The following is an 18,411-nucleotide window of genomic DNA, read 5'->3' on the forward strand; positions in this document are numbered from 1 at the left end:
CGGCGACATGCCCCTTGCGGCTTCCTGCGGAAGTCGCTATTTTCGCGCATCTCATCTTCGTGGCATGTATTCATCCTGTCGCCCGCGAGTCCCCTTCGCGGTCCCGAATACGAAAACGTCGCCTTTCCCTTTCTAAAAATAGAGTAATGGTCCCTTCATGGCTGAAATGAAGCTGCAAGAACTGAAAAGCAAATCCCCGACCGATTTGCTGGCTTTCGCCGAATCGCTCGAGGTCGAAAGCGCCAGCACGCTGCGCAAACAGGAATTGATGTTTGCCATCCTGAAGGTGCTGGCCAGCCAGGACGTGGAAATTATTGGCGAAGGCGTGGTTGAAGTCCTCCAGGACGGATTTGGATTCCTGCGCTCTGCCAATGCGAACTATCTGCCCGGGCCCGACGATATCTACATTTCGCCCTCGCAGATCCGCCGGTTCTCGCTGAAGACCGGCGACACCGTCGAAGGCCCGATCCGTGGACCTAAGGAAGGCGAGCGCTATTTTGCTCTCCTCAAGGTCAACACGATAAACTTCGACGATCCTGAGAAAATCCGCCACAAGGTTCACTTCGACAACCTGACGCCGCTTTATCCGAACGACCGCTTCCGTATGGAACTGGACGTGCCGACGACCAAGGATCTATCTGCCCGCGTCATCGATCTCGTGGCGCCGATCGGCAAGGGCCAGCGCGGCCTCATCGTTGCCCCGCCGCGCACCGGTAAAACCGTCCTGCTCCAGAACATTGCGCACTCGATCACCGCCAATCATCCCGAATGCTATCTGATTGTCCTTCTCATTGACGAACGGCCTGAAGAAGTGACGGACATGCAGCGCTCTGTGCGCGGTGAAGTCGTGTCATCAACGTTTGACGAGCCCGCGGTTCGCCACGTACAGGTCGCTGAAATGGTGATCGAGAAGGCGAAGCGTCTCGTCGAGCACGGTCGTGACGTCGTCATCCTGCTCGATTCGATTACCCGTCTCGGTCGCGCCTACAACACCGTCGTGCCATCGTCTGGCAAGGTCCTGACGGGTGGTGTCGACGCCAACGCGCTGCAGCGTCCGAAGCGCTTCTTCGGTGCTGCGCGAAATATCGAGGAAGGCGGATCGCTGACGATTATTGCGACAGCCCTGATCGATACTGGCAGCCGCATGGACGAAGTCATTTTCGAAGAATTCAAGGGTACTGGCAACTCGGAAATCGTGCTCGACCGCAAGGTCGCCGACAAGCGCATCTTCCCGGCGATGGATATCCTTAAGTCCGGTACGCGTAAGGAAGACCTGCTCGTTCCGCGTCAGGATCTGCAGAAGATCTTTGTTCTTCGCCGTATCCTCGCCCCGATGGGTACGACGGATGCGATCGAATTCCTTATCGACAAGCTGAAGCAGACGAAGAACAATCCGGATTTCTTCGACTCGATGAATACCTGATTTCAGTCGGCCGAACGTTTGCTACTTAAGGGCCGCCATGTGCGGCCTTTATGCTGGGTGGATCGATTCGGTTCCGTACCAAATGCGGTGCAACGTGTCACAATTTGCAGATACGATCTATGCGTTGTCTAGCGGCGGCTTGCCCGCCGGCGTCGCCGTCATCCGCGTCAGTGGTAGTGGCGCATTTGCGGTGGCTTCGCAGATTGCAGGGCAACTGCCTGCGCCTCGCACTGCCTCACTGAGAACGATTCGGTCTCGAAACGGTTTGGTGATCGACAAGGGGATTGTTCTGCTTTTCCCTGGTCCGAATTCGTTCACCGGAGAAGATTGTGCGGAATTTCAAGTGCATGGGGGCCTTGCAGTTGCGGCTGCGATATTAGACGAGCTCTCAGCTATTTCCGGATGCAGACTGGCGGAGAATGGCGAATTTTCACGACGAGCGTTCGAAAATGGACGGATGGATCTGCTGGAGGCGGAGGGTCTCGCAGATCTCTTGGCGGCCGAAACCGAAATGCAGCGGCGGCTGGCGATAGAACAGAGTAACGGCGGACGTTCCGAACTGTATGCCGCCTGGGCGAACCGCATAACGCGGGGCAGGGCTTTCATTGAGGCCGAGCTCGATTTCTCGGATGAAGGTGACGTGCCCGGATCCGTTTCAGACCAGGTTTGGGCTGATATGCTCTTTATCCGTGATGCGATTTTAGAGCATTTGGCTGGTGCAAAGTTCGGAGAAATCGTCCGCGATGGGTTCCGAGTTGCGATAGCTGGACCGCCCAATAGCGGTAAGTCCACCTTGCTGAATGCGTTGGCCGGTCGAGATATTGCTATCGTCACAGAGATCGCCGGCACGACGCGCGATGTCCTTGAGGTTAATCTTGATATAGACGGCTTTCGGGTCCGCTTGTTCGATACCGCCGGCTTTCGCGAGACGGAAGATATTGTAGAAGCAGAAGGTGTGAGGCGTGCGCTTCAGACAGTTGAGGCGGCAGACCTCGTTCTCATGCTCAGGGAGATAGGCAGTCCTGAAACAGAGATTGTGGTTCACTCAGACGTCATCCAGGTAGGGACTAAAGCGGATATCCACGGGCCGTCTGAGCAATTCGATATTTGTATTTCTGTTCAAAATGGGACTGGACTGTTGGAATTAAAAGAGCGCCTTTCGGCAGAACTTGGAAAGCGCTCCACCGGTCTTTCGATGGCAGTTCCCGCGAGGCGGAGACATCGTGTGCTGCTGGAACAAACAATTTCAGACATCAGTTGCGCGTTAAATTCGTCTGACGGACTCGATATCAGAGCCGAGCATTTGCGCGCTGCTGCTCGCTCATTGGGACGGATAACCGGGCATGTGGATGTGGAGGATTTGCTCGGTGTAATTTTCTCTGAGTTCTGCGTGGGCAAATGATTCACGTGAAACATTCGGTGACTGCGTTGGAAACGTGTTTCACGTGAAACTTCTTGACTCCCGGTCGTTAGTCCGGAAAACAGCCTAAGCTGGAGATTACGATGCAAACGACGCGTTATGATGTAATTGTAGTGGGTGGCGGTCACGCAGGTAGCGAAGCCGCAGCTGCGGCCGCCCGCCTTGGTGCACGCACCGCGCTTGTGACGCATCGCCGGGACACCATCGGCGTCATGTCCTGTAATCCTGCCATCGGTGGGCTTGGTAAAGGGCATCTCGTTCGCGAGATCGATGCGTTTGATGGACTGATGGGCCGTGTTGCAGATGCTGCCGGAATACAGTTCCGAATGCTCAATCGCAAGAAGGGACCAGCGGTACGCGGTCCTCGCACCCAGGCAGACCGCAAGCTTTATCGCCTCGCCATGCAGGCTGAGATCGCATCGCTGGAAAACTTGGACGTTGTTGAGGGTGACGTTTTCGATATCCTTCAGCGCGATGGGCGGGTTACCGGAATCTCCCTGCGTGACGGTACTGAACTTCACTGCGGCAGCGTTGTGGTCACGACAGGTACGTTCCTTCGAGGATTAATCCATATCGGCGGCCAGAAGATCCCGGCAGGACGTATGGGCGAGGAGCCCTCGGTTGGACTGTCGGGCACGCTGGAGCGGCTTGGCATTTCGTTGGCTAGGTTGAAGACTGGTACCCCAGCCAGGCTCGATGGCAAGACGATCGATTGGACAGCAGTTGGCAGGCAAGGGGCGGATGAAGATCCGGTGCCCTTCTCGTTCATGACGGACACGATCGTCAACAGACAAGTCGATTGCGGTGTGACGCGGACAACGGCCGCCACGCACAAGATCGTTCTGGATAATCTCCAGCAGTCTGCCATGTATTCGGGTCAGATCGAAGGAATAGGTCCGCGCTATTGTCCGTCCATCGAAGATAAGATTGTCAAGTTCGGCGAACGCGACGGTCACCAGATCTTTCTTGAGCCCGAGGGCTTGGACGACGATACCATTTACCCAAATGGTATTTCCACAAGTTTACCTGAGTCAGTGCAGCAAGCCTTTATCAGGACCATTCCGGGTCTGGAACGAGTTTCAATTCTACAGCCGGGTTATGCAATTGAATACGATCATGTCGATCCACGCGAACTGAGTGCTTCGCTGGAGCTGCGCAAGCTACCGGGACTTTTTCTCGCTGGTCAAATCAACGGGACAACCGGTTATGAAGAAGCGGCGGCGCAAGGTTTGGTAGCTGGTCTTAACGCGGCGCGTCTTTCTGCGGGAATGGATGCGGTCCATTTCAGTCGTACGCAGTCGTATATTGGCGTGATGATCGATGATCTGACGTCACGCGGTGTTGCTGAGCCATACAGGATGTTCACGTCCCGCGCAGAATATAGACTTTCGCTACGAGCAGACAATGCCGACGTGCGGTTGACACCGACTGCCATGGCAATCGGTTGCGTAGGTGCCGAGAGATCAGCACGCTTTACGAGCTACCTTGGGCGTCTGGAAGCTGGACGGAAGCTGCTTCAGGAGCTCACTGTTACCCCGAACGCTGCTGTGGCTTTTAGTATTCATCTCAATCAGGATGGACAACGTCGCTCGGCTTACGAGCTGTTGTCACACCAGGATCACGATCGCTCATCGCTGCAGCGCATCTGGCCCGAGCTTGCAGCGCTCGAATCGCCTGTCGCTGAGGCGCTTGCGATCGAAGCGACATACTCGGTGTATATGGAGCGACAAGCGTCCGATATAGAAAAGGTACGACGTGAAGAAGCCATGGTTATTCCATCTGGTTTTGATTTTTCATTGCTTTCCGGTCTGTCGAATGAATTGACGCATAAATTAAAACAGGCTGTCCCAGCCAATCTTGCGCAAGCTGCCAAAGTCGACGGCATGACGCCGGCAGCGCTCTTGTTGCTCATTGCTGCTTTGAGGAAGTATGCCACAGCGACATCGACCAGAGTGGCGTGATCTTACAAGGCTGGAGAGTCCTCATATGGAATTGAACGGTTTACGTGTTTCACGTGAAACATCTGAGCGGCTGATCATCTTCAGTGCGCTTTTCGAGAAGTGGGCGAAGACAATCAATTTGGTAGCGCCATCGACACGCAACGAGCTTTGGCAGCGCCACATTGCCGATAGCGCACAGATATTTCAGCTCTATCCGAAGCCGATTCATTGGCTTGACCTAGGCAGTGGCGGGGGCTTTCCGGGAATAATTACATCGATATTCCTGGCAGAGCTCGGTGACGGACATGTCGATCTCATCGAAAGCAACCAGAAGAAGGCCGCTTTCCTGCGGACTTGTCTGCGTGAGTGCGGTGGTCGAGGCAGCGTCCACTGCATGCGTATCGAGGAAGCGCAGAACACGATTGCAAGATGCGATGCGATCTCGGCAAGGGCTTTGGGAGATCTGTCTCTTTTATTTGAATATGCATCGCCTTGGGCGGGGGAAACCGAATCCCTTAAACTTTTTCTTCATAAAGGCCGGGATTACCAACGGGAGATCGACGCCGCCCATGGTGGCTGGGAGTTCGATCTGGTAAAGCATGAGAGCGTTCTTGAGGCAGATTCCGTTATCCTGGAAATTTCGAACCTCAGACGCCGAGCTTAATCGAACCCAGGTGCGGCCATGTCAGCTCAGCGAAATCGTATCATCACCGTCGCCAATCAAAAGGGCGGGGTCGGCAAGACGACCACAGCGATCAATCTTGCCACCGCTCTCGCTGCGATTGGTGAGCGCGTCCTGATTATCGATCTGGATCCGCAGGGTAACGCGAGCACGGGTCTTGGTATCGACCGCCGCCGCCGCGAGGTGTCCTCCTACGATCTGTTGATTGGCTCCCATACCGTTGTGGAAGCCGCGGTGCAGACAGTGGTGCCGGATCTCTATATCGTTCCGTCGACGATGGATCTGCTCGGCGTGGAGATGGAGATTGCGCAGCAAGCCGATCGTGTTTTCCGCCTCAAGCGGGCGCTTTCGCAGCCAGATGCCAAGCAGTTTTCCTACATTCTAATCGATTGCCCGCCGTCGTTTAATTTGTTGACAATGAACGCCATGGCAGCGGCAGATTCCGTGCTGGTTCCGTTGCAGTGCGAATTCTTTGCTCTCGAGGGATTGAGCCAGCTACTCGAGACTGTCGACCAGGTGAGGCGCACGGTCAATCCCACGTTGGATATCCAGGGCATTGTGTTAACCATGTTCGACGCCCGTAATAATCTGGCGCAGCAGGTCGTCAACGACGTCAGGACGCATCTTGGCGACAAGGTCTATCACACGTTGATTCCGCGCAATGTCCGGGTCTCGGAGGCCCCCTCCTATGGCAAGCCTGCCATTCTTTATGATTTGAAATGCGCCGGCAGCCAGGCTTATCTGCAGCTGGCTTCGGAGGTGATCCAGCGGGAGCGGCAGCGCAAGATCGCGGCATAAGGTTTCGTCCAGTAGAATAAGCGAGCGTATTTACCTATGAATGATGATCAATCGAAGCGCCGCCTGGGGCGCGGTCTGGCAGCCCTCATCGGTGAGATGGATCAGTCGGCGCCCGTGGGCGACGCAAAGCCGACCATCAATCCGGATCGTCTTGTGCCGATCGAGTTTATCAGCCGTAATCCAAAGAACCCGCGCCGGACATTCAACGAGGCGGACCTGCAGGACCTCGCCTCCTCCATACGCCAGCACGGCATCGTGCAGCCGGTCGTCGTTCGCACCGTCTCTAGTGGCAGGTACGAGATCATTGCGGGCGAACGTCGTTGGCGTGCGGCTCAGCTTTCGGGCCTGATCGAGATCCCGGTGATCGTCCGCGATGTCGACGACAAGACCGCACTGGAAATCGCCATTGTCGAAAACGTCCAGCGGGCCGATCTTAACCCTCTCGAAGAGGCGCTCGGCTACGACCAGCTGATTGCCGAGCACGGTTATACGCAGAACGATCTCGGCGAAATTATCGGTAAAAGCCGCAGTCACGTCGCCAATTCGCTGCGGCTTCTGAAATTGCCGGAGCCTGTCAGGGACATGCTGTCGAGCGGCGCGCTGTCGGCGGGTCATGCGCGCGCCTTGGTGTCGACGTCAGATGCCGCCGGTCTTGCACGCACTATCGTTGCCAAGGGCATGTCGGTTCGTGATGCGGAGCGCCTCGCCCAGAATGACATCAAGGCCCAGAACGACCCCCGACCAGCCGGCGCCCGCAAGGACGACAAGGATTCGGATACCCTCGCGCTGGAGCGGACGCTCACCGATACGCTTGGGCTCGATGTGACGATTGCCCACAAGGGGAGCGGCGGACAGGTGCGGATTTCCTACAAGTCACTGGAACAGCTGGAAGAAATCTGCAGGCTCCTGGAGCGCCGTTAATTCAAGCCTTGCGGGCAGATTGCAGCGTCGTGGCCAGCAATGTCTGCATCGCGATGCTGTCCTCGAGGCTTTGGCGCTGGCGTGTCTGGAAAATTGCGGCCTGCAGCCTGTTCATTTCGCGTCCGATCGCGTCCGACGTCCAGACGCGCAATGCCTGTTCGATCGTTGGTTTGCGCCGGAAATGCAGATGCCGCCCGTGCGTCTGCAGCACCTGCGCTGCCGGAAGGCGTTTTTCATCCATTTCAGCCCTCATGAAATCCAGCAGCTGAAATTGCCGCAGGCAACCCTGCAGCACGAGAAAAATCGACGTCTTCGAGGCGATTATCTTCTGGGTTGCGTGGAGAAATCCGGCGGAGTCGCCCTTGAGGATGGCATCGACCGCGTCGTCAGCCGAGACTGCGCTGGCATCGCCGATGATGTCGACGACATGCTGTTCGTCGATCGTGCCAAGGCCACGGCAATAGAGGGCGAGCTTGCGGACCTCGTTTCGTGAGGCAATCCGGTCTCCACCAAGCAGTTCCAGCAGCATGTGGCGGGCAGCGGGCGTGATTCGCAGGTTTTCGTGCGCCAGTTCTTGATCGACAAGCGTGTTCAAGGCCCGGGCGTCATCTGCGTAGCAGGGAATAGCCATTATTGTGCGGTTGCCATCGGCAAGCTTGCGCAGAGCCGCGGTCTTTTTCAGATCGCCGGCCTCGACGATCAGGAAGGCCGTGTCGGGTGGATTGGAAGCGATCGCCTGAAGCCCGTCGACGACCGATTTTTCATTTGCCGCGCCGCGTATCCAGACAAGGCGGGCACCGCCGAACAAGCCGATGGCGTTGGTCTCGTCGATCAGACGACCTGGGTCGTTGTGGAGGTCGCCGACATCCAGCTTGACCAGCGAAAACGGGTCAGACAGATCGACCCCCGTCTTTTCGGCGATTTGCTTCGCTCGCTCGGAGACGAGACCCCGGTCAGGGCCATAGATGACAAACAGCCGATGCTTACGGGCGGCCGTCTGCAAAAATCCCTCGAATTCGTGGGATTTTATCTCCGTCATGCGGCCGTCCTTATGGCTGGATCAATTGCTCAATGCAGCCGCGATGTCGGCACCGACGAACTGTGCGACTTCACGCGCCGCACGGTCTTCCGCATCGCGGATGGCGCGCTGTTTGGCAAATTCCTGCGTCGGGAAATCCACCAGCGCCACCATCGAGCGGTTGCCGGCCTTGATGACCTTGCCGTCGCTGATGCGCTTGATGACATAGGAGGCAGTCACGGTCGTGCGGCCGGCCTGCGATGTATCGGACGAGGCAAGGTAGAGAACGCCGCCTGTGCCGGAGCTGACGTTCAGGCTGACCATGTATTGCGGGTTGGCAGGCTCGCCGGCGCCATGGCTGGCGATGAAGATCAGCTGGTTCCTGACCTCCTGGCCAACGCGGCGCTGGGCAGCATCGGCTGCGACGGCATCGGTGAAGCCGACGGTCGCCAACTTAGCCGTCGCACCCGTGCTTTCGGCGTAGAGAGGCCGAACCTGGCAGGAGGACAGCAAGGCCGGGACCGCAATGACGGTGACCGCGCAGGCGATCCTGGCGAGCTTGGACATGAAATCAGACGACAATGTTTACGATCCTCTGTGGAACGACGATGATCTTTTTCGGCGCCTGACCATTCAACGCGCTTTGCACCGCGCCCAAGGCAAGGGCGGCGGCCTCGACGGCACTTTGATCCGCATCGCGGGCGATTGTCAATTCGGCGCGCTTCTTGCCGTTGATCTGTACCGGCATCATCACCTCGTTTTCAACGACGAGAACGGCGTCGAAGTAGGGCCATGGCGACGTCGCCACCATGGTCGGGCATCCGATGGCGGTCGCGCACTCCTCCGACAGGTGCGGCGTGATGGGCGCGACGATGGCGATCAGGATCTCGACGGCATCGCGAACGGCGCTGCAGAAGGTTTCGTCGCCCTCTCCGGCCGCAACCTTTGCCAGCGGCGCTGCAAGGGAGTTGACGAATTCGTAGATACGCGCCACGGCCTTGTTGAAGGCGAGCTTGTCATAATCGGCACCGACAGCTTTCAGCGTTTTATGGGCTATCTGAGATACGGCCAGTCCATCGCCGGAATGAGCCGCCTTTGGCTCGACCGACTTCAGCCGGTCAGCGGCCTCCGACACCAGGCGCCAGACGCGCTGGGTAAAGCGATGGGCGCCCTCGACACCGGCTTCCGACCATATGACGTCGCGGTCCGGCGGCGAGTCCGAGAGTACGAAGAAACGCGCCGTGTCGGCTCCGTATGAGGCGATGATATCATCGGGATCGACGACGTTTTTCTTCGACTTGGACATCTTCTCGATGGCGCCGATCGTCACCTCTTCGCCAGAGGACAACAACAGGGCGCGCCGCTTGCCGTCGATCTCCTCGAAGCGCAGATCCACCGGTGGCACCCACTCGCGCGCTGCCCCCTCGCCGCGGCTGTAGGTCTCGTGGACGACCATGCCTTGTGTAAACAGACCCTTGAAGGGCTCCTTGACGTCGACATGGCCGGTCTTCTGCATGGCACGCGTGAAGAAGCGCGAATAGAGCAGGTGCAGGATCGCGTGCTCGACGCCGCCAATATACTGATCGACCGGCAGCCAATGGTTGGCGGCAGCCTTGTCTGTCGGCTCGTTTTCCCAAGGTGCCGTGAAGCGCGTGAAATACCAGCTGGAATCAACGAAGGTGTCCATGGTGTCGGTTTCGCGCCGGGCATACTTGCCGCACTGTGGACATGCGACATGCCGCCAGGTCGGATGGCGATCCAGCGGGTTGCCAGGCAGATCGAAGGTAACGTCGTCAGGCAGCTTGACCGGCAGGTCTTGTTTCGGCACCGGAACGACACCGCAATCGTCGCAATGGATGACCGGGATGGGGCAACCCCAATAGCGCTGGCGCGAAATGCCCCAGTCGCGGAGGCGGAAATTGACCTTGCGCTCGGCCTGTGGCGCATTGCCGATATTCGTCGTCGACAGACGTTTTGCCACGACGTCGAAAGCTTCGGTCGTGGTCATGCCGTCGAGAAACTGCGAGTTGATCATGACGCCGTCGCCGTCATAGGCAACGTCGCCGACGGTGAAGCTCTTGGCGTCGCCATCTGCCGGCATGACGACCGGGATGGCCGGCAAATCATACTTACGGGCAAAATCGAGGTCGCGCTGATCGCCCGAGGGGCAACCGAAGATGGCGCCCGTGCCATAGTCCATTAACACGAAATTGGCGATGTAGACCGGCAGTTCCCAGCTCGGATCGAGCGGATGCCGGACTCGAATGCCGGTATCCATGCCCTTTTTCTCGGCCGTCTCGAGTGCTGCAACGGAGGTGCCGGCGCGGCGGCACTCTTCGCAGAATGCTTCGACGGCGGCGTCCCGGCTTGCGGCTTCCTTCGCCAGCGGATGGTCGGCAGCGATTGCGAGGAACGAGGCGCCGAACAGGGTATCCGGGCGTGTCGTGTAGACGGCGATCTCCCGCTCTTCCGTTGGCACCTCGCCGGGCACGATCTCCCAGCGGATGGTCAGGCCTTCCGAGCGCCCGATCCAGTTTTTCTGCATCAACCGGACCTTTTCCGGCCAGTGATCCAGCGTGTCGAGCGCGTCCAGCAGGTCTTGGCTGAAGTCGGTGATCTTGAAGAACCATTGCGTCAGCTCGCGCTGTTCGACCAGCGCGCCCGAGCGCCATCCGCGGCCGTCGATCACCTGCTCGTTGGCCAGCACGGTGTTATCGACCGGGTCCCAGTTGACCTTCGACTTCTTGCGGTAGACTAGCTCCTTTTCCATCATGTCGAGGAACAGCATCTGCTGGCGGTGATAGTATTCGACATCGCAGGTGGCGAATTCGCGGCTCCAGTCCAGCGACAGCCCCATGGCCTTCAGCTGCGCCTTCATCGAGGCGATGTTCTGGTAGGTCCACTCCTTCGGATGCACTTTGTTGTCGCGGGCAGCATTTTCGGCCGGCATGCCGAAGGCGTCCCAGCCCATGGGATGCAGAACGTTATAGCCACGCGCACGCTTGTAGCGGGCCACCACGTCGCCCATCGCATAGTTGCGCACGTGGCCCATATGGATACGGCCCGATGGATAGGGGAACATCTCGAGGACGTAGTACTTTTCGCGCGGATCGTTGTTGTCAGTGAGGAAGACGTTGGCGTCATTCCACTTTTGCTGCCAGCGGGGCTCGGAGTCGCGCGGATTATAACGTTCGGTAGCCATGTGACCTGTATTTCCGGATGTAATGGGGAGTTGGCGTGACCTTCATCATGAAACCAACCAAGCGTCAAGTTTGGTGGCCAACAGCATCGTCATCCGGCGTTCGAGAGCGCCGAATTTCAAGGGGTTGCTCTTGGCAAGGGCGGGCGGGCTGTCTACTCAGGACGGGCAATTCCACTCCTATGTCGAGGTCGAGCGATGGAACTTCAAGAGCGATTGGACGATGTGCGCAACAGGATCGCAAAGGCCGAGCAAAAGGCCGGCAGGCCTGAGGGTTCGGCGCAGCTGGTTGTGGTCTCCAAGACCTTCGATGCCGACGTCATCCGTCCTGTTATCGCCGCCGGTCAGCGGCTATTCGGCGAAAACCGGGTGCAGGAAAGCCAGGGCAAGTGGCCGGCGATGAAGGCAGAGACACCCGACATCGAGCTGCATCTGATCGGCCCGCTGCAATCGAACAAGGCGGCCGATGCTGTGGCGCTTTTCGACGTCATCGAGACCGTCGACCGCGAGAAGATTGCCCGTGCGCTGGCCGCCGAAATGAAGCAGCAGGGCAAGTCGACGCGTTTCTACGTGCAGGTCAACACCGGGCTTGAGCCGCAAAAGGCGGGGATCAGTCCTGACGACACCGGCGCCTTCGTGTCCCTCTGCCGCGACGAACTGGGGCTTACGGTCGAGGGGCTGATGTGCATTCCGCCGGCGGATGAAAATCCCGGTCCGCACTTCGCCCTCCTGGCGAAGCTCGCCGCAGCCTGCGGGGTCGAGAAGCTTTCTATGGGCATGTCCGGCGACTACGAGGTCGCCGTCGCCTTCGGTGCCACCAGTGTGCGGGTCGGTTCGGCAATTTTCGGGGCCCGTTAGGTCCGCGTCAAATTTTTCTGCAGGCGTTGATGCACAGCGATTTGCGGCCTTGGCCGCGGATAGCGTATCGAAGCCTGCCCGCAAATTGTAATATGGCTGACAAGAATGAGGATCATGAGAGGGGCCGCGTTGCCAGTCATGCGGCAGCGCACATGACTGGAACCGGAGACCTCCATGACCCTTCCCATCCTCGGCGCCGCCATGACGCTGGAAGAACTCGAAATCCACCGACACTGGCTCCTCGAAAAGCAGCGTGACCTCGAATTGCAAAGCTTTGTCGACGCTGAAGTGCTCGGCGGTGACTGGAAGCCGCTCGTCGAGCGCACCAAGACGCTGCTGGATGGCCACACCGGCCGCGTCGGCATACACGGGCCGTTCTGGGGCTTTACGATTGCCTCCAAGGACCCTGGCGTACGTGCCGTGGTCGCAGAGCGCATGCGGCAGGCGCTCGATGTCTCTGCGGCGATCGGCGCAACCCACATGGTTGTCCACAGCCCGTACACGACCTGGAACTACAACAATCTCGACAACAATCCGGGGGCGCGCGAAAGCATTATTGAGTACACCCAAAAGACCATGGGCGATGCCGTCAAGCGGGCCGAGGATATCGGCCTCACCATGGTGATGGAGAACATCGAGGATATCGATCCTGAAATCCGCAACGTGCTGGTCGACAGCTTCGCCTCGCCGGCGGTCGCCGTGTCGATCGATACCGGCCATGCCCATTACGCCCACGGCTCGACGGGCGGTCCTCCGGTCGATTATTACGTCCATGCCGCCGGCAACCGCCTGCAGCATGTCCATCTTCAGGATGCCGATGGTTATGCCGACCGCCACTGGTCGCTCGGCGAAGGCACTATCCGCTGGCATTCCGTCTTTGCCGCCCTTGCCAAGCTTACCAGCAACCCGCGTCTGATCATCGAGATCAAGGACAAGTCGAAGATTCCGGCCTCGGCCGCCTATCTCGAATCGCTCGGTCTGGCCCAGTAAATCCGGCCTGCCCCGTTGCCTTGAAAAAGCCAACCCGCCCCGAAAGCGGGGCGGCCGATTGCCCGCATTGTCAATACGGCCGACGACAGCGTGGTCCATTGTGACCATCCGCAATCTGATCGTTCGCGCCACGGATTCAAACAGGAGACTTCCATGACCCTTCCCGTTCTCGGTGCCGCCCTCTCGCTGGACGACCTCGAAATCCACCGCGACTGGATGCTCGACAAGCAGCGCGACCTCGAACTGCAAAATTTCGTCGACGCCAGGGTGCTCGGCGGCGACTGGAGGCCGCTGGTCGAGCGCGCCAAGCGGCTGCTCGACGGCCATACAGGCCGGGTCGGCATCCACGGGCCGTTCTTCGGCTTCACCATCTCGTCGCAAGACGAGGAGATCCGTGCCGTGGTTGCCAAACGGCTGAGCCAGGCGCTCGATGTGGCGACTGCGCTCAGTGCGACCCATATGGTCATTCACAGCCCCTACACCGCCTGGCACCACAATAATTTCCCTCACTTCCCAGGCGAGCGGGAGCGGATGACCGAATATGCCCATCTGACGATGGCCGCCGCCGTCAAGCGGGCCGAAGACATCGGACTGACATTCGTTATCGAGAATTGCGACGACATCGATCCGCAGACCCGTGTCGCCCTTGCCGAAAGCTTCAATTCGCCAGCCGTCGCCGTGTCCATCGACACTGGCCATGCCGAGTGTGCGCATGGGAGCTACGGTGCACCGCCGGTCGACTATTTCATCCACGCGGCCGGCAACCAGCTGAAGCATGTGCATCTGCAGGACGTCGATGGCTATGCCGACCGCCATTGGGGTCTCGGCGAGGGCATCATCCGCTGGCATTCGGTGTTTGCGGCGCTCGCCAAGCTGACCAGCAACCCGCGCCTGATCATCGAGTTGCGCGACAAGACGAATATCCGCGCTTCTGCGACGCATCTCGAGCAACTCGGTCTCGCCCAGTAAAAATACCCTGCCGCTGCGACCCAGGCGGAAATGCCGCCGGTCGCAGCGTTGTTGCGAAACATGACGAGATGCCGAAACGGTGGCATGAAGCGTACCGTTTCGGCCCCTACCTCGCTTGAAAAGCGGGGTCTGCGGGTCTAAGAACCCGCAACCGATTGTCAAAGCAGAGGGCTTTTCATGACAGTGCGCAATCTCTTCCTGCTGCCGGGTGACGGCATCGGACCGGAAGCCATGGCCGAGGTCCGCAAGATCATTGCCTATCTCAACGAGGCCCACCAGGCCGGTTTCGTCACCGAGGAAGGCCTCGTCGGCGGCTGTGCCTACGATGCGCATGGCGTGGCGATCTCCGAAGGCGACATGGCCAAGGCGATGGCGGCCGATGCCGTGCTATTCGGCGCGGTCGGCGGTCCGAAGTGGGACGACGTTCCCTATGAAGCGCGTCCCGAGGCCGGCCTGCTGCGGCTGCGCAAAGACCTGCAGCTGTTCGCCAACCTGCGCCCGGCGATCTGCTATCCGGCACTCTCCTCCGCCTCGTCGCTGAAGCCGGAGCTGGTCGAAGGCCTCGACATCCTGATCATCCGCGAACTGACCGGTGGCGTCTATTTCGGCGAGCCCAAGGAGATCATCGATCTCGGCAACGGCCAGAAGCGCGGTATCGATACGCAGATCTACGATACCTACGAGATCGAGCGTATTGCCGGCGTTGCCTTCGAGATGGCCCGTACCCGCAACAATCGCGTCTGCTCGATGGAAAAGCGCAACGTCATGAAGTCCGGCGTGCTGTGGAACCAGGTTGTGACGGCGACCCACAAGGAAAAATATTCCGACGTCAAGCTCGAGCATATGCTCGCCGATGCCGGCGGCATGCAGCTGGTCCGGGCGCCGAAACAGTTCGATGTCATCGTCACCGACAACCTGTTCGGCGACATGCTGTCCGACGTGGCCGCCATGCTGACCGGCTCGCTTGGCATGCTGCCGTCTGCGTCGCTCGGTGCGCCCGATGGCAAGACCGGCAAGCGCAAGGCACTCTATGAGCCGGTCCACGGTTCGGCGCCCGATATCGCTGGCAAGGGCGTTGCCAACCCGATCGCCATGATCGCGTCCTTCGCCATGTGCATGCGCTACTCGTTTGCGATGATTTCCGAGGCCGATGCGCTTGAGAAATCGATCGCCAACGTGCTTGAGCGCGGCATCCGTACCGGCGACATCGTCTCGGACGGCATGACCCCGGTCGGCACTGTCGAGATGGGCGATGCGATCCTTGCCGAGTTCAAGACGCTGAGTGCCTGATTTCACGTGAAACATTTTTGCCGCGTCCGGTAATTCCGGGCGCGGCGATCGCCTTGATCTGCCCTCCGGCATGCCTATGTCTGGTCGATGCAACACGACACCGAGAATGCCCCTTCCCTGCCTGACAAAACCCGTCGCGGAGTGTGGCGTCTGCTGGCGACTCGCTATGCTGCCCGTCGCGCGCAGCATCGCTCCCTCCCCTGGCTCGGCTATACGCTCAGCGTCATCAATATCGTCGCCCTTGCCTTCTTTGTGCTCGATGCGCCGCTCGGCAAGACGGCACGGGATCTGCCGGCGGCACTGGTGGCCTTTGCCGGCGACATCACCAATGTCGGGCAGATGTTGCGGATGCTCGGCGCCATCGTCGTCATTTTCGTCGTTGGCGTGCTTCTGGCGCGGCGGCTGGCGGACCTCCGGCGCCGGTACCGCGTTGCCTATTTCTCGCGGATGGCAGCCTATCTCCTGATCTCGGTACTCTCGGCAAGCGCGGTGGTGCACGTGCTGAAGACTGTGATCGGCCGGGCGAGGCCGCTGATCTACGACCAGTATGGCATTCTCGGCTTCAAGCCGTTCGACGGTCATTTCCTGTTCCAAAGCTTCCCTTCCGCCCACTCCACCCAGATCGGTGCGTTCTGCGTTGCCCTCGCCCTTTTGTTTCCACGGTTCAGGCTGGTCTTTGTGGGGGTTGCGCTGTGGATCGGGGCGACGCGGGTCATTCTCGGCGTGCACTATCCGAGCGACGTGGCGGCGGGGCTGGCCTTGGGCGCCTGGTTCGCCTTTGCGACGGCGGTGATGTTTTCTCGCTTCGGCCTGCTGTTCGCGCTTTCGCCGAACGGCTTTCCGGTGCCGCGTGTGCGGCGCTTGATGCGGCGTCGGCCGCTTGCCGACGGATAGCGGCCGACGCCACCGACGCCGGCCGGATTGCGATCCGGTTCAATCCATCGTGTTGATATCGCGGTCCTTGGTTTCCGGCAGGAAGATTATGCCGATGACCAGCGTGATCCCGGCAAAGACGATCGGGTACCAGAGGCCATAGTAGATATCGCCCTTGGCCGCACTCATCGCGAAGGCCATGGCCGGCAGCAGGCCGCCGAACCAGCCGTTGCCGATGTGATAGGGCAGCGACATACCGGTGTAGCGGATGCGGGTCGGGAAAAGCTCAACCAGCAGGGCGGCTATCGGGCCGTAGACCATGGTGACATAGATCACCAGCACCGTCAGGACGAGGATAGTTCCGAGCCAGTTAACCGCTGCGGGGTCGGCGACCATGGCGAAGGCGCCTGCCTTGGCGATGGTGTAGACCGGCATCTCGGTCACGCCGGCGGCCTCTTCCTTGGTGAGCATCTTGTCGGCCACCAGCTTGTCCGCCGGCACGACCGTCTTGTCGCCCGCACGTACTGCTGCAGCATCGATGCCGACCTCCGGGTTGGCGGCGATGAAAGCGTCGAGCTTGCTGTCCGGTACTTTTGCCGCGCCACGGACGAGAGGATAGCCGCCATCGTGCAGGGCGGTGTTGATGCCTTTCTCGAATGCCGCATTCAGGCCCTTGGCCTTGTCGCCGGCGGTAACGACATCATAGCTAGGCACTGTCTGGCTGCCGATCGTCACGGTTGCTGGCGTGCCCGGAGGGGCTGCGACGACATCGTAGGGCACGGAGTTCTTGGTGAGGAACGCCGTTGCCACATCGCAGGAACTGGTGAACTTCGCCACGCCGGTCGGGTTGAACTGGAAGCGGCAATCGGCCGGGTCGGCGGTAACGGTTGCCCGTACGGTCGACTGGGCTTGTGCAAGCGCCGGGTTGGCCGTCCAGGTCATTGCCTTGAACAGCGGGAAATAGGTCAGCATCGCCAGCAGTAGCCCGGCCATGATGATCGGCTTGCGGCCGATGCGATCCGACAGCCAGCCGAACAGCAGGAAGAAGCCCGTGCCGATGAACAGCGCCACTGCGACCATGATATTGGCAGCTTGGAACTCGACCTTGAGTACATTCTGCAGGAAGAACAGCGCGTAGAACTGGCCGCAATACCAGACGACAGCCTGCCCCATGGTTGCGCCGAACAGCGCGATCAAGGCGATCCTGGCGTTTTTCCAGGTGCCGAAAGCCTCCGTCAATGGCGCCTTGGAGCCCTTCCCTTCGGCCTTCATCTTCTGGAAGGCCGGCGATTCGTTCATTTTGAGGCGGATCCAGACGGATACGCCGAGCAGCACGAAGGAGACCAGGAACGGCACGCGCCATCCCCAGGCGGCAAAGGCTTCCTTGCCGAGGAAGGCCTGGACGGACAGGATTACGATCAGCGACAGGAACAGGCCGAGCGTTGCGGTCGTCTGGATCCAGGCGGTGTAGAAGCCGCGACGTCCGGGCGGAGCATGTTCGGCAACATAGGTAGCAGCGCCGCCATATTCGCCGCCGAGCGCCAGGCCCTGCAGCAGGCGGAGCGCAATCAGGATGATCGGTGCCAGAATTCCGATCGAGGCCGCCCCGGGCAAGAGGCCGACCAAGAAGGTCGACAGGCCCATGATCAGGATGGTGATGAGGAAGGTATATTTGCGGCCGACGAGATCGCCGAGCCGGCCGAACACCAGCGCGCCGAAGGGGCGCACCAGGAAGCCGGCGGCAAAGGCCAGCAGTGCGAAGATGTTGCGGGTTGTTTCCGGATACTGGCCGAAGAAGCTCGCGCCAATATAGACGACAAGAGAGCCGTAGAGGTAGAAGTCGTACCATTCGAACACGGTGCCAAGCGACGAGGCGAAGATAACCTTCCGTTCCTCGGCAGTCATGGCGGCCGCCTTCGGCCGACCGGTCATTGCGACGTTAGCCATAAATTCTTTCCTCCCACGGGATGCTGACTGTCATGCACGCCTCCCGGATCTCGGGACGTCCTCCAACACGACGCGCATCTTTA

The 18,411-nt window shown here is 59.5% G+C and carries 15 protein-coding genes; 11 read left to right on the top strand and 4 right to left on the bottom strand.

All coding sequences use genetic code 11. The features are described from left to right. Positions 1-157 precede the first annotated feature (157 nt). From rho to J5278_RS01385, 6 genes are all read left to right on the top strand, one after another. Entirely contained in the window at positions 158-1,423 is a 1,266-nt protein-coding gene (rho, locus tag J5278_RS01360; protein ID WP_111222121.1) for a transcription termination factor Rho, read from the top strand. Positions 1,424-1,505: 82 nt separating this feature from the next. Beyond that, on the top strand, positions 1,506-2,825 hold the full coding sequence (gene mnmE, locus J5278_RS01365) for a tRNA uridine-5-carboxymethylaminomethyl(34) synthesis GTPase MnmE (RefSeq protein ID WP_209185483.1): 1,320 nt from the start codon (positions 1,506-1,508) through the stop codon (positions 2,823-2,825). A gap of 101 nt (positions 2,826-2,926) precedes the next feature. After that, entirely contained in the window at positions 2,927-4,804 is a 1,878-nt protein-coding gene (gene mnmG / locus J5278_RS01370; protein WP_209185430.1) for a tRNA uridine-5-carboxymethylaminomethyl(34) synthesis enzyme MnmG, read from the top strand. 25 nt (positions 4,805-4,829) lie between these two features. After that, positions 4,830-5,447, top strand: a complete 618-nt coding sequence (gene rsmG, locus J5278_RS01375) for a 16S rRNA (guanine(527)-N(7))-methyltransferase RsmG (protein WP_209185429.1) — start codon at positions 4,830-4,832, stop codon at positions 5,445-5,447. An 18-nt stretch (positions 5,448-5,465) separates the two neighbouring features. After that, positions 5,466-6,263, top strand: a complete 798-nt coding sequence (locus J5278_RS01380) for a ParA family protein (RefSeq protein ID WP_111222118.1) — start codon at positions 5,466-5,468, stop codon at positions 6,261-6,263. Positions 6,264-6,299: 36 nt separating this feature from the next. Beyond that, complete coding sequence (locus J5278_RS01385) at positions 6,300-7,184, top strand: ParB/RepB/Spo0J family partition protein (protein ID WP_142828729.1); 885 nt, start codon at positions 6,300-6,302, stop codon at positions 7,182-7,184. A 1-nt stretch (position 7,185) separates the two neighbouring features. On the opposite strand, the gene holA is transcribed toward J5278_RS01385, so the two are convergent. Genes holA through leuS form a run of 3 tightly spaced genes read right to left on the bottom strand, consistent with a single transcriptional unit; the run spans position 7,186 to position 11,404 of the window. Then, a complete protein-coding gene (gene holA, locus J5278_RS01390) occupies positions 7,186-8,223 on the bottom strand; it encodes a DNA polymerase III subunit delta (RefSeq protein ID WP_209185428.1) in 1,038 nt (345 codons plus the stop codon). A 21-nt stretch (positions 8,224-8,244) separates the two neighbouring features. Beyond that, on the bottom strand, positions 8,245-8,784 hold the full coding sequence (locus J5278_RS01395; protein WP_142828733.1) for an LPS assembly lipoprotein LptE: 540 nt from the start codon (positions 8,782-8,784) through the stop codon (positions 8,245-8,247). Continuing rightward, on the bottom strand, positions 8,774-11,404 hold the full coding sequence (leuS, locus tag J5278_RS01400; protein ID WP_209187659.1) for a leucine--tRNA ligase: 2,631 nt from the start codon (positions 11,402-11,404) through the stop codon (positions 8,774-8,776). Before leuS ends, J5278_RS01395 begins: the two co-directional genes overlap by 11 nt. Before the next feature lie 195 nt (positions 11,405-11,599). Between leuS and J5278_RS01405 the strand changes: the two genes are divergently transcribed. The 5 genes from J5278_RS01405 to J5278_RS01425 all read left to right on the top strand — a co-directional run bounded on the left by J5278_RS01405 (position 11,600) and on the right by J5278_RS01425 (position 16,402). Next, positions 11,600-12,259, top strand: coding sequence for a YggS family pyridoxal phosphate-dependent enzyme (locus tag J5278_RS01405; protein ID WP_142828737.1), 660 nt, complete (start codon positions 11,600-11,602; stop codon positions 12,257-12,259). A 174-nt stretch (positions 12,260-12,433) separates the two neighbouring features. Next, positions 12,434-13,249: a sugar phosphate isomerase/epimerase gene (locus J5278_RS01410; RefSeq protein ID WP_111222112.1), complete on the top strand. Its 816-nt coding sequence runs from the start codon at positions 12,434-12,436 to the stop codon at positions 13,247-13,249. Between the two features lie 153 nt (positions 13,250-13,402). Continuing rightward, a complete protein-coding gene (locus J5278_RS01415; protein WP_209185425.1) occupies positions 13,403-14,218 on the top strand; it encodes a sugar phosphate isomerase/epimerase in 816 nt (271 codons plus the stop codon). Positions 14,219-14,395: 177 nt separating this feature from the next. After that, positions 14,396-15,508 carry a 3-isopropylmalate dehydrogenase gene (gene leuB, locus J5278_RS01420; protein WP_209185424.1) on the top strand — a complete coding sequence of 371 codons (1,113 nt, stop codon included), beginning with the start codon at positions 14,396-14,398 and terminating at the stop codon, positions 15,506-15,508. Positions 15,509-15,595: 87 nt separating this feature from the next. Further along, on the top strand, positions 15,596-16,402 hold the full coding sequence (locus tag J5278_RS01425) for a phosphatase PAP2 family protein (protein WP_209185423.1): 807 nt from the start codon (positions 15,596-15,598) through the stop codon (positions 16,400-16,402). A 39-nt stretch (positions 16,403-16,441) separates the two neighbouring features. Here the strand turns inward: J5278_RS01425 and J5278_RS01430 are convergent, their stop codons facing one another. Further along, complete coding sequence (locus J5278_RS01430) at positions 16,442-18,328, bottom strand: MFS transporter (protein WP_209185422.1); 1,887 nt, start codon at positions 18,326-18,328, stop codon at positions 16,442-16,444. Between the last annotated feature and the right edge of the window lie 83 nt (positions 18,329-18,411).

The organism is Rhizobium sp. B21/90 (assembly GCF_019355815.1).
GTDB classification, from domain to species: Bacteria; Pseudomonadota; Alphaproteobacteria; order Rhizobiales; family Rhizobiaceae; genus Rhizobium; species Rhizobium rhododendri.